Consider the following 12,989-nt stretch of genomic DNA (forward strand, 5'->3'; position numbering starts at 1 on the left):
GATTCAACACTAATATCAGCCGGAAAGCGATATGGTCAAGCGTTCAAGTGTTACCGGTTCGATAGAAGGACGGCGGAACCCCCTGCTTCTTCTTGAACGATCTGCTGAATGCGTGCACGTTGGGATACCCGAATTGTTCAGCGATTTGGGTCAGTGGCCGATTGGTCAACTGAATCACTTGTTTGGCTTTCTCCAACCGAATCTGTTGATGATATTGCATGGGGCTGACCTGGAACGCGTCGCGAAACATACGGTTCAGGTAAAACTTACTGAAGCAGAATTCGCACGACAACTCGTCGAGCGTAACGTGACAGTCTGCACGAAGGTATAAATACTGCTGCACCTTCAGCAGCACTTCCCGGTTGATGTGAACATACGGCAACCTCTGCCAGTGGCGCTCCCGCATCAAGCAGGCGAGCAATTCGATAACCATGCCGACGGTCCTGATCTCATAGTAGAGCATCTGCTGATCGCGTTCATGGATGATATCGAGCAGCTTCTGCTCGAACATGGCCGGCTCCCGCAGCTGGATTCCGATCGGCAGCGAGTCCAGAGGCAGCGGCGAAGGGTCCTCGTGCGCCCCCGTTCCCCGTTCCAGACCGAACTGAAGGTACAGCCTGCGAATCGCCTGCTTCGAAACGGAGCGAATCGAATAGCTCTGTCCCGGGCGGAACAGGAATAAATCACCCGGCAAACCGCGATAGCTGCGGCTGTCTGCCACGACGGACAGCTCTCCTTCTTTCACATACAAAATTTCATATTCCTTCGCGATATGCTCTTTGATAATCCACGGAACAGGATGCACGCTGTCCGCGGCAACTCTGACGAAAGGCGTAAAGTGGCGGATATCCTTGCCCATGCCTATCCCTCCGCATCGCTTATGAGAAGTGCTGGCCGGATTCGCTCCCGCCGGACGCAGCGGTTACTGCATTGTCCTGCGCGCCCCCCGCCGCCGCTTCCGACGTCTCCGGCAACACCAGCCGACCGGGAATGATAACCTTGCCGCTCAGTTCATTGCCCCTCATCGCCTCCAGCAGGAAGCGAGCGGCCATCTGACCTACCTCTGCTCGCGGAATGTGTACAGTCGGTATTCGCCGCTTAATCTCCTGGTCGCCGCTAATATTGTCGCACCCGATCAGTTCGATGTCGCGCCCGGGAGTCAAGCCTGCGTCCTGCAGCGCTTGCAGCGCTCCGAACGCCGATCGGTCGCTAACCGCGAAGACCGCGGTGGGCCTGCGGGGCAATTCGAGCAAATATTTCATTTCGTAATATCCTTTAATGTACTTACGGTCGAAGTTAGGCGTAATGTAGTCCGTCACAAGCGTTAATCCGTTCTCTCTCAGCGCGGCGCAGTAGCCCGCATAACGGTCGATCAGCGGCTTGTACTTCGCCGGTCCGCTGATGAAACCGATGTGGGTATGTCCATTGCGGATCAAATACTCCGTCGCCAAGTAACCTGCCCCGTAATGATCCGAGTGAACGGATAATCCGTCGCCTGTGTGCGTGTAGTTGTCGACGAGCACCATCGGTACGGCATATCCTCTCAATTCCTGAACGATCTCGTCGGTAATCAATCCGCCGCCGAGCAGGATAAGCCCCGAAATATTTTCCAACCATGACAGCGGCTCGTCTCCGGCCCTTACGAAATTCAGCATCACTTCAAATCCAAGCAGGCGGCACTCGTTTTCAATCGCGCGGAGAATCTCGCCATTATACGAATCGTTGTGCACCGCGATCGTTTCCTCGATCAATAGTCGGACGAACGGTTTGCCTTCGCTTACGGCCAGATCGTGACTAAGCTCCGTGTAGGCTTGCCGTATGGCGTGCTTGGTTTCTTCCGTGAACGTGCCTTTGTTATTTAGCACAAGGGACACGGTAGCGGGAGAGAAGCCAGTCTTATCCGCTATCTTCTTGACGCCGGGTTTTCTGCTTGGGCCGAACTTCGTATTCATGGTTATCCTCCTGCAGCTTTAACGATATTATCGATTGGAATGGATCCCGACTTCACTTCCACAGACACCTCGTTGCCGTCGAACGCTACCGTCCCGTATCCCCCTTCTACGCTCAGGAAACTGCGGAACGGCTTGCCGGGATGATCCTCCAGGTAGAGCACCCGATTGCTTGCGTCGTAGCGGACCCCGCTCCAGCTCTGAATCAACCCGTAGGAAGCCATCGCTCTTGCGTACCAATGGCCGCATTCGTATTCGTCATAAGGGTTGCGGATACTTCCATCGTAACGATCCCGGCATACGCGCACGATGTCGAGGGCTTTTTCTACGCACCCCATCGTCAGCAGATGAGACGCCACTTGGTATTCGATTCCCGTCCACACTTCGTTGCTGTAGATGAACGGCAGCGACAGCTTGCCGCCCTTGGGCCAAGTGCACAACAGCAGGCCGCCTTCCCGGCCAAGCGCAAAGCCCGGACGCTGCGGATTGGCGTGCACGCTCAAGTCGCGGACGTGATTGTAACGGTAAACGCTGATCAGATGGCTGCGCACCTTGCCCGGGTCAAGAATGTGGCCGAGCCCGCACATGTGGGCCAACCAGGCCCCAATGACGCCATCGGACAGGCACCCTTTGCCGTACTGATACTTCGGCCCTTCCTTGCGCAGCAATTCGATCGCTTCCTCCGAGTAATCCCCGTTCCACGTCTCCTGCTCCCCGGTAGGCGCCGCTTCCCTCAGACCTATCCACTTGATCTGTTGTTCGAAATACTCTCCATTAAACAACTCGTTCTCCATATAATCTCGTCCTCGGCGGTACAGCTCCTCGAATTCTGCGATTCTCTCCGCACTCTCTCCCGCTTCCGCAGCCATAAGCGAAGCTGCCTTCAGCGCGCCTAGATAAATGGACGTACACATGCCGTCAGGGCCCCAAAATTCAATGTCGTAAGTGTTGTGATGCGGTTCAACCAATATCCCCTGGCGGTCCGGATCCCATGTGTCCATCGCATATTGCAGACTGAGAGCCAGCTTGGGCCACTGCCGCTTCATCCAGGCCGTATCGCCGCTTATTTTCCATTCCCGGTACACTCGCATCAAGCCGCCCAGCTGCCCGTCGCTCGCTGCCCGATGCTCATGATCCGCCGGACGGATGGGGAGAGGAACCCGAATCGTCTGATGTCCGCGTTCATCCATCCCTTCGCCAAGCTCCGTCTCCCTGATCCCTCTCTCTAATGAAGGAAACAGATGGGGGATCGCCTGGGCATAATTCCATACATGCGTGCAAGTACCGTGGCAGCAGCCTCCTAAATCGAAGCACCCCTCCCAGCCCCACAACCGGCCATCTGTTTGTCGAAGCACGGTTGGCGACTTCAATATACTGAGATTGGCCGCGACCGCCTCCGTCAATTCCGGCGGCATCGTCGTGTCGAAGAACGTATCGCTGAACAGGGCGCTTCTCTCCCGAAGGCGATCGTAATGGGTTTTCCAATACTGAGCGACTTCTTTGATACTTCCAAATCTGCCAGCGTACCAGGGTTTATGAAAATGCGGCCATTCGACGTATTTCTTGTTCGTCTTGTCAAACTCTTCAGTAGAAACATTGGATTCGGGCACATACCAGCACAATTGCAGCCTCACCTGTTGCTCGCCTTCCGGCTCCAGCGTCAACGGCACATACAAGCTCGCGCCCGGACTCGGCCGATCTCCCGCCGCCAACGGAGGTTTCTCCTGCGACACGCCCGTCTCCACGGCATTCCACAACATGGTGAGCGGATCGAACCATCCCCCTCTAAACCAGGAGCAGTCCGCTACGGCGTTCGGATGGTCGACGGCTGCGGAGAAGGCGCCTTGCTCCCAGGGTTTCCCTTCCGTCGGATCCTGCTCAAGTATGAATCCGCCGGGTACGATCCCCGCTGCAACCCGGTTGCCCTCAGAGTCTTCAATCTTCATAAAGTTTGTCGCGTGAAAAGAATAAATCAATTCGAGACGCCGCTTCGTCCGGTTGATTAAAGTAATTTCCAATGCCGCGACAGGCAGACTGGAATGATCGACATCCGCCGGATCGAACGGACTCCAGCCCGTGACGACGGCTTCGATGGGCAGCGTGTCGTCTCTCAGATTCACACGTCCGAACGGGAATTGTCCGGTGAAGGCACATTCGGCGAATCGCGGCAGCCCATAATGCTTGCCCGTCTGCCCGTTGCCGGCTCCTCCGAAATCCGTCGACCGGCTGTTGAATATTTTCCAATCCTGAACCGGCCCTTCCAGCACTCGCGCGATCGACTCGTTCCCGTCGCGAATGTGAACAGCGGAGAAAATGATTGGCTCATTGAGCAGATCCGGCGTATTCCTTAGGGAGAAGTGCGTCATTGCGCCCGTGCCCTCCAGGCAGAACATGCCTGCCCCCAGCCCGCCTAGCGGAAAGGCTACTTTAGCGTTGTATTTCCCTTCATATTGGGAGTTATAAATACGATCATGAGTTTTCATATCTTTTTCTCTCCATTTCTCCTGTCTTTGTTTGCTAGACTGTTAGCTATTAATACAGCGCATCGATATAGAAAGCGACGGAACTCGGATCCTTGTCATATTGCTCCTGCAGATACGCTTCGAATTTCTCCACGCCCGCCTTCTTCAATTGCGCTCGATAGTCGTTCACGATATCGGTCGCCTTCTCCATCGAACCGGCGAAGTAAGCCCTCACGACAATATCCGGGTAGCTGTCCAACACAGGCTTCAACCGTTCCTCGATATCCGGCACTTCCGACAGATAGGAGAGCGCGGAGTAACCGTCCCAGTACTTGAAGGTCGGATTGCCATACATCTGCAGCTCCTTGGACAAGCCGAACATTTCCGGATTTTCTTCCTCCTGCCATGACTCGCCGAAATCCCTGACATCATTGTTGTCCGTCGATCCGAGCAGCAAACCCCATAACGTCGGCACGATATCTTTGACGCGATCGGGACTCTCCGAACGTTGTTTCTTCCACTCCTCGGTCAGCACCACTTTGTCGTCCTTGAGCGTATAGTGCTTGCCCTCGATACCGAATTTCCACAACAGCTTGCCTTCCTTGGACGCCAGAAAGTCGGCGAACTTGACGATGTCCTCGGGATTTTTGGTCGTCGACGGAATTTCCCAGCTCATGTACCCCGACTTATACTTCTCGTATACCGCATCCTCGCCCTTGTAATTGGACATTTGGTCCATCGGTACGTACCTTGTTTTGAGGAATCTGTCGGGCATCACGTTGGCATATGTCGTGATCGCGAACGATCCGTTGGCCATTGCCTCTTCCGCGCGCACATTGTCCATCGTGAAGGCTTCCTTGTCCAGCAGCCCTTCGGCAAGCAGTTTGCGCACGAACTCGATCTGTTTCGTAATGTACTCGGTTTCGGCCAGATGCTTCACCTTGCCGTCGGTATCTACGTCAAATCGGGTGCCGTTGCCGAAATCCCAATTACGATACAGTGTGCTCGTGATGGAACCGCCCCAGAATCGCGATCCGATGACGGTAACGGGTTTGCCGTTGTTATCTTTGAAATCGCCCTCTTTAATTCGCTTGGCCAGATCATACAGCTCATCCATTGTCTTGATCTTGCTCGGATCGACGCCAAGCGCTTGAACGATGTCCTGACGGACCCACATGCCGGATCGACCGTGCACGCGCTCCTCATCGGTCAGATCTGAGCCTGGAATGTTCAAATGCACCGCATACACTTTGCCGTCGAATTCGGGACGAAACATGATGTTCTCCTTGGAATCGCGCGGCAGGAACTCGTCTTCGAAGTACTTGCTGTACACTTTCGTATTTTTCAAATAGGGGGCCAAGTCGGTAAAGACGCCTTCGCGGGACGCTTTTAGAATGACGGAGTTCTCCGGGCGGCCGCCGTGGTCCAGATAATTAACGATCACGTCCGGCAGATCGCCGGAGGCCAGCGCCGTCGTCAATTCCTCCAATCCGTCCGGATGATTGGTCGACTGAAACTCCAGCGTAATCCCTGTCATTTCCTTGATTTTCTGGGCTACTTCATTGTTGATCTGATCGACCGGCAGACCGGCGCCGTCGTTCTCCAGAAATATTCGTCCCGTAATTTTGCGATCGGCGATGAAGTACGGCCCGCGATCCCCGGTTGCCGCAGGCGAGTTGCCGTTCGTTCCCGACGCCTCATTATTGCCGCTCTTTGTACATGCAGACAGAACCAATGCCGTAATCAACAGCAACGCAAGCATGCTGGCGATCCCTTTTTTCCATCTCGTCATTGTCATGCATCCTCCTTGGATTGGGGTTATCGACTTCAACCCTTCACTGAACCGATCATGAGGCCTTTTACAAAATAGCGTTGCACAAACGGATACACACAGACGATAGGCAAGGTGGCGACGACCAATGTCGCCATCTTGAGCGATTCGCCTGTCACATTCTGGCGCGGATCTCCGGGCAAGTAGACGACCATCATTTTTTTGCGCATAGCTTCCGCCGAATCCAGCATCTGCTTAAGCAGCGTTTGCAGCGGATACAGATCTTTGTCTTTGACGAAAAAGGTGCCTGCATACCAGTCGTTCCAATGCCCAACGGCATTGAACAGTCCAATAACCGCCAGGACGGGCAGGCTGAGCGGCAGAATAATGCGAAAGAACACTTTGTAGTCTCCCGCTCCGTCAATCTTGGCGGACTCCTCCAGACTATCGTCTATCGATTGGAAGAACGTTCTCATTAAGATGATGTTCCATGCGCTGTAGAGCGCCGGAATAATGTATACCCAGAACGTATTCGTCAGATAGAGGGATTTCAGCACCATGTAGTACGGTACGATTCCCCCGCCGAACAGCATGGTGAAGACGATGAAAAACATGTAAACGTTACGCCCCGGCAGCGTCTTCTTCTTGAGCGCGAACGCCGCCATCGCCGTCAGCAGCAAGCTGAGCGCGGTGCCGATTCCGGTGCGCAGCACGCTGATCTTCAAGCTCTGAAGAATGTCATCGTTATGGAACACTTCCTGATAATTCGCCCAAGTGAATTCCCTTGGCCAGATACTAATGCCGCCAAGCGCGGAATCCGTGCCGTCATTAAAGGACAACGCCAAAATATTCGCGAACGGTAACAATATCGACAGGCACAGAAGCAGCAGAAGCGTTATGTTCACCGCCCCGGCAATCTTCTCCGCCGTGTTGCTCTTTGCCCTCATGTTTCACCGCTCCTTCTTTTCTTGTTGCGCGCAGGAAAGCCCATTGAGATATCTTTGGTTCAACCTATATAGCTACCACAGACTCGCTTCCCGATCCGTCAGCTTGGCGACAGCTTTATTGATCAGCAGAACCATCACCAGCCCGATGACGCCCTGCATCATGCCGACCGCTGTGGCATAGCCGTATTGTCCTTGCATCATACCGGTGCGCAGAACGTATACGTCGAGAATATCCGCGGCGTTCGAGTTGCCGGCCGTTCGAAGCAGGAAATTCTGCTCGTAGCCCGTGGATAGCAGACCCGACAGATCCAGAATGAGCAAAATGCCGATCGTGGTGCGAATGCCGGAAAGCGTCACGTGAACCGTCTGCTGCCACTTATTCGCCCCGTCAATCTGGGCCGCTTCGTAGAGCGTCGGATCCACGTTCGTGATCGCGGCCAGGTAAATGATGGAGCCCCATCCGATGCCTTTCCATACGAAGGTCAGAAACATAACCAGGTAGAAATACTTCTCTTCCATCATGAAGAACGTTTCTCCGCTTCCCCCCAGCCAGGCAAGAAGCTGATTTGCGATGCCGTCGTTCGGGCTCAGAATGCGGAACGTGAACGCGGCGACGACGACCCAGGACAGAAAATGAGGCAAATACGAAATCGTCTGAACGACGGATTTGAGCCCCCGGCGCCTAACGGCATTCAACATTAAGGCCAGTATAATCGGGAACGGAAAATAGAGTACGATCTTGATCAGACCGACAATAATCGTATTCAGCACCAGCTGCCAGGCTCCCGGATAAGCGAAGAAGTTTTCGAAATAACGGAGCCCGACCCAGGGACTGTGCAGGATGCCGGCATTGAATTTGAACTCCTTGAAGGCGAGCAACAACCCGCCCATCGGCACGTAGGCGAATACGACAAACCAGATCAGGCAAGGCAGCAGCATGACGAATAACTGCCTGTGACTCTTGATTCGACTCCACAGACTCTCGATTGCAATCCCCCCCCTTAACGATCAACCGGACGCTTTCCCCGTTACAGCCTCTTGCTTGTTAACCCGCCTTCTATGGCGGCTCCACCTCCCCCAACGATTAACTTTCCGTCCTTGACGACGGTAGAGCGGTGGTTGCCGGACTGAATCCGGCCCATTAACGTATAAGGCTTCGTCCGGCCGCCTGTATGGAATATTGCGGAGATGACCGTCTTCTCGCCCGGTTGTAAAGTGCAGCTTTGTTCGATACTGTCCGCGGATATCGTCACGCCATCGGCCGACAGCCGCACCTTGACATCGGCTATCTCGCCTCCCCGATTCTGAAGATGAACCAAGAGCTTGCCCTCCGTCCCCGGCTCCGCTTCGATCCTGTCGGGTGCCTCGATGCCGGCTTCAATACAGCTATCGAAATGGATATCCCAGTTCCATGTCGCTCCCGCCAACGTCTCCAGCGTTCTTGCCACGGACAGCCCTCGGTAGGAAACTGTCACCGTCGCTTCCCGCTGCAGCGGGAGCTCGTCGAGCGCAAGCCGACCTTCCTCTCCCGTGCGGCAGATCAGTTCCTCGGCGGACTGGAGCGCGATGACGATCTGAGCGTCGACCGGCCGACCCAAGTAACGGGTTTCGATATTCAGCCTGAAGGGCCGTTCCGCGCGTGCCGCTCCGCTGACGTAGCCGTGGCTGTGCGGCAAATAATCTTCATTGAACTGGCGCTCGCCGTCAGCGAACAGAATGCCCCGCGGAGCGTCGCTCGTAACCGAGATTCGCTGCGGCTGGAATTGCACATCCGCGCTGAAACCGTTCATGCCGCTCCCGTCGGGAGGCGCAATCTGGCTGCCGGCGCCGGCGAAGGAGCGAACGCCGTATCCCTTGATCAGGGAGATCGCCTGCCATGACTTCTCTTCGTAGGCATCGGGAAAACCCGGATTCAAGCCCGCCACGAATTGCAGGTTGCGGGAAGCGAGTCGCGCGAACGTCCGGTCGTTCAAGTATTCGCCGATGTCGAGCAGATTCTTGGCAATCTGGCCATACAACGCCGTCGCACCGTGGTTTGTCGACTGGAAGAATTTCGCTCCGCCATATTCGGGGTCGGCATATAGCGTCAACGGATAGATGCCCAGCGGAGACAGCTCTTCGGATGCCGCTGCATACCCGTAAGCGTAAGTTCGCACGACGTTGTGCCAACTCGCCGCCTCCTCATGATCCGGCTGCAGCTTGAGCAGTTCGATGAATCCTTGCACGTTGGTTGGCTCAATATTCCCCATGTGGAACCGGTGATTCTGATTCCACTCCAGGCAGAAGGTCTCGTCGTCTTGCTCGAAGGCGTAGAAGTTGCCGTATAGACCGTCGATCGGACGCGTATGATCGACGAACTGCCGTTCGGACGCCGCTCTGGCATATTCAATGGCTGTCTCCAAATATTCGGATTCGCCCGACAGACGATACAATAAGGCGACTCCCCACAAGAACGTCAGCTTATCCTTGGTCTGAAGCGAATAGGGGATCGTCCAGTCATCCGGCTTGTTGTAGACCGTTCTCGCCAATTCATGCACGTACTCGGTCTCATCCGGCCCATCGGTTTGCCCATCGGCATCGGATCTGCCGTAGAAATCGGAATCGAGGTTGTACGGCCGTGCCATTGCGTTCTTATAAGCACGTTTGGCGCATTGCAAGTATCGCTCCGACCGTTCCGTCAAGATCGATTCATCCGTTCCGTCAATCAAATTGCCGGGATCGCACTCCCTCATCGTCCGGCAGGCTCTGGCCAATGCGGTAATCGCGTACGCGGTGCCGTGCCAGTTATGATAATCGGACGTCCCGTAACCCGTCTGGCGACCGGCATCGTGGTTAAATCGCCCGTCCGTAAGCGGATTGGCGGAGCTCTCCTGGGACAGAACGATATAATCCGCACCTTCCGCAATGTAATTCAGCAGCAGTTGTCTGTCTTGCGGCCCCAATCTGTCGCGCAATTCGCGATTGTCCCAGTAGTCGATCAGTCCGTGCACGGTGACGATATGCGAGGACAGCTCGCGAATTTCGGTGCCGCAATCCCGCCAGCCCGGCACGCCGGGAAGTTGTCGTTGTTCCAGTTGGCGCAGAGCCACCATCGTCAAATCCGCATGCTCGGAGTGCGTCAGCGCCGTCCGGGAGATCTCGAACTCGGACGAGTCCAACCCCAGCTCCGGCACGGACAACCGATAGCGCCCTTCCTGCTCGACTTCGGTAAAATCCAGCCTCCACCAATACGATCCCCACTTCTCGCCCCAGCGTTCAACCGTGCCGGCAAATACCTCTCGCCCCGTGGACGCTTCCAGCAACGCAAAGCGCTTCCCCTCCGGGCAGCAAGGAGGATGGCTCTCCGCGCTTCTTAGCAATGCCTGCTTCGGATCCGCGGGATAAAATCCCGCCTGAGTTTCCAGCAAACTGACCCTGTTCATATGCTCGATCCCCCTCATGATTTTCCCAATGTAAGCACATTCATAAACGTTTGTAAAAAACAATTTATATTATTTATTCATATTCGTCAATAAATTTAATTATTAAATATAAATAATTTTTATTTAATTTACTAAAAGAAAAAATAAAAACCGCCAAGATTGCCTCGGCGGTCAGTCATAAACAGCTAGCCCGTAGTCCGTTCCACGAGTTCGCGCAGCTCCGCCCAAGAAGAAGCGGCCGCGCCACAGCCCCAATCAAATATCGTAAACTCGCCCAATCCGCCTACTTCCGTGCCATCGTGATGGTTGAAATTTTCCATATGAAAACCGTAGTCTCCTTCGTCGAAATGCGGATGTACCTTCTCGTACAACGCCTTGACCTCCGGATTCTCCGGGCAGTACATCATGTAAAACGAAGCGCGCATCGCCCACAGACTCCGCAGCAAATACCGCTCGTCTCCGGTACGACGATAAAATTCGTAGTAGGTTAGGGCGAACAAGCTTTGGCGAGCATCATTCCACTCATCGTCGCTGTTCATGACGCCGAACCCGCCGACCGTGGGAACAGCGATATAGGCCGGTTGCCAAATTTGCTGGTAGAGCGATAACTCGGCCAGGATGCGTTCTCCCGCATCCAGCCAGCTGCGCTGTTCCGTCAGGCGAAATAAGATCAGCATGGCCTCCGCCGTCCAATAGATGCCGAAGTTGCATTGGTTATACAGGCCGCTGCGCGTCTCCCTCGTTCCGTATCGTTTGTGATCCCATTGACCGGAACAAGACCAGTAGGTTTCGAAGTCCTCCCAGCGTCCTTCTGCGGCTATCGTATTCAGAACGGCGGACGCAGCGCGTTCCATCGCCTCTATTCTGCCTGGACGCGGCTCGATTTCCTGCAATAAACCTAGCAGCATGATATGAGCGGAGGTTTCCGCGCTATTTACTAGATAAGGCGAGCAAGCCAGCGTCGCAGGATCGACCCATGCGGGATAATGGCCGTCCTCCCGCTGGAGCTGCAACAGGGCAGTCGCATATCGGTTTACATAAGGCAGTATTCGTTCATCCTGCTCCACGTCCCGATACCATTTAAGCAGCCAATAACATGTCCAGGATGCATCCAACAGATGCACGTAGCGCTCATGACCGTCCGGCCTGCGCGGACAGGATAGATGCCAGCTTCCCCGCCCCCAGTCCCCGTCTTCTCCCGCAGCATAGTAGCCCGGAAACAAACCGTTCGTCTGAGGTGCGCTCAAAGTCAGCTCCAGCATCAGATTAGCCTTGTCTACCCAATCGGCCTTGCCTGTCCTCACTCCCGTCAGACAAATGCCGTATGCCGACCGTATACTGCAGAACCAGGCCTGATTCCAGATACTCTTGGGCTCCCTCCATTGATTTTCCTTGCCTTCGCCAGGCTTCTGTCTGGCGGCCACAATAAAGACGACGCCCCCTGCCTCACGCTCCCCGATCCGGAACTGCTGCCAAGTAAGACCGCTCCAGTTCGAGTCCAAAGCCCATTCATATGCCCGCAGCGGATAGCTTTCCAGCTGCTGCATCCACTGCGCCGCCGTGTCGTCGATTCGCATGTTGTCCATCGCCGTCAGTTCCCACAACAGCCGCTCGACCGGACGGAAGTCCCGTCGCGGCGAGCCGGACTTTTTCCGCCAAGATGCCAGATAGAACTTAACCTCCAACGACCGGCTCATCAGATGCGGCTGCGGGGTCATGGCATAATAGACATGGCCGCTTTCCTTGTAATCGCAGACGCCATAGCTGAGCTTCGAATCTTCCTGTACATAATCCATGATGTGCGGTATCGTCCGATGCTCCTGCAGGTGGGCCAAGTCAGGAATAAGCGCGCACAGGCGCTCCTCATCCTCCATGATGATCGTCGGGGAACGAAACGCTTTATCACCTATTGTCATATGTGACTCGGGCGCCAGATGAGGCTTCCATACGCATTGCAAGGAAGAATCCGCCGACAAGATCACTTGAAACCCCGCAATCGTCCCGCTCGCTCCCGGCGTTACTTTGGCGACAACCGCATAATGTTCCCCCTCGGAACTTTTCGGTTGGCCGGACAGCTCTACAGTAACCGCGAACGCGGCGCCATCTGCCGAACTCCCTCTCCAGCCGGCCTCTTCCCGGCTCAAGCGGCACTTCTCCCAATGAGAACCGTCGTACCAGAGAACTTCCATGTCACGCTTCAACCATGACGGCATCAAGTCGATCACCGATCCTTCTCCCAGTTTGTTCGCTCGGCATCCGTTCCCCGTCTGCACTCTACGGCGGTTCCGAACAATTGCCACATTATAAGGAGGTTCCGAAAATCGTGTCAAGCGGAGCGATCGCCAATAACCGGCCCGCTGCTGTGATTTTGTATCAATTCTTGCTCTATCGCGAAACGGAACCTCGGGATCGATTATTCGTAGTAATTGTATACAACG

8 protein-coding genes are annotated in these 12,989 nt (G+C 55.0%); all 8 read right to left on the bottom strand.

Features of this window, described 5'->3' with window-relative positions; all coding sequences use genetic code 11:
* Nucleotides 1-43: 43 nt before the first annotated feature.
* A complete protein-coding gene (locus tag DFP98_RS30100) occupies nt 44-859 on the bottom strand; it encodes an AraC family transcriptional regulator (RefSeq protein WP_116064346.1) in 816 nt (271 codons plus the stop codon).
* Between the two features lie 19 nt (nt 860-878).
* Nucleotides 879-1,952 (bottom strand): LacI family DNA-binding transcriptional regulator, encoded by a 1,074-nt coding sequence (locus DFP98_RS30105; protein WP_116064347.1) that lies wholly within the window; start codon nt 1,950-1,952, stop codon nt 879-881.
* Nucleotides 1,953-1,954: 2 nt separating this feature from the next.
* Complete coding sequence (locus tag DFP98_RS30110) at nt 1,955-4,432, bottom strand: GH116 family glycosyl hydrolase (RefSeq protein ID WP_116064348.1); 2,478 nt, start codon at nt 4,430-4,432, stop codon at nt 1,955-1,957.
* A gap of 49 nt (nt 4,433-4,481) precedes the next feature.
* Nucleotides 4,482-6,203 (bottom strand): extracellular solute-binding protein, encoded by a 1,722-nt coding sequence (locus DFP98_RS30115; protein WP_181918026.1) that lies wholly within the window; start codon nt 6,201-6,203, stop codon nt 4,482-4,484.
* A gap of 35 nt (nt 6,204-6,238) precedes the next feature.
* On the bottom strand, nt 6,239-7,129 hold the full coding sequence (locus tag DFP98_RS30120; protein WP_116064350.1) for a carbohydrate ABC transporter permease: 891 nt from the start codon (nt 7,127-7,129) through the stop codon (nt 6,239-6,241).
* 72 nt (nt 7,130-7,201) lie between these two features.
* Entirely contained in the window at nt 7,202-8,068 is an 867-nt protein-coding gene (locus DFP98_RS30125; protein ID WP_116064351.1) for an ABC transporter permease, read from the bottom strand.
* A gap of 89 nt (nt 8,069-8,157) precedes the next feature.
* A complete protein-coding gene (locus tag DFP98_RS30130) occupies nt 8,158-10,551 on the bottom strand; it encodes a cellulase N-terminal Ig-like domain-containing protein (protein WP_181918027.1) in 2,394 nt (797 codons plus the stop codon).
* Between the two features lie 185 nt (nt 10,552-10,736).
* Entirely contained in the window at nt 10,737-12,776 is a 2,040-nt protein-coding gene (locus DFP98_RS30135; protein ID WP_116064353.1) for a hypothetical protein, read from the bottom strand.
* Nucleotides 12,777-12,989 lie beyond the last annotated feature (213 nt).

It is taken from the genome of Cohnella phaseoli, from assembly GCF_003386235.1.
GTDB lineage: Bacteria > Bacillota > Bacilli > Paenibacillales > Paenibacillaceae > Cohnella > Cohnella phaseoli.

Bases quoted from the DNA above. Each gene is read 5' to 3' on its own strand.
- DFP98_RS30120 (WP_116064350.1), bottom strand. From the start codon at position 7,129: ATGAGGGCAAAGAGCAACACGGCGGAGAAGATTGCCGGGGCGGTGAAC.
- DFP98_RS30125 (WP_116064351.1), bottom strand. From the start codon at position 8,068: ATGCTGCTGCCTTGCCTGATCTGGTTTGTCGTATTCGCCTACGTGCCG.
- DFP98_RS30105 (WP_116064347.1), bottom strand. From the start codon at position 1,952: ATGAATACGAAGTTCGGCCCAAGCAGAAAACCCGGCGTCAAGAAGATA.
- DFP98_RS30130 (WP_181918027.1), bottom strand. From the start codon at position 10,551: ATGAACAGGGTCAGTTTGCTGGAAACTCAGGCGGGATTTTATCCCGCG.
- DFP98_RS30115 (WP_181918026.1), bottom strand. From the start codon at position 6,203: ATGACGAGATGGAAAAAAGGGATCGCCAGCATGCTTGCGTTGCTGTTG.
- DFP98_RS30100 (WP_116064346.1), bottom strand. From the start codon at position 859: ATGGGCAAGGATATCCGCCACTTTACGCCTTTCGTCAGAGTTGCCGCG.
- DFP98_RS30110 (WP_116064348.1), bottom strand. From the start codon at position 4,432: ATGAAAACTCATGATCGTATTTATAACTCCCAATATGAAGGGAAATAC.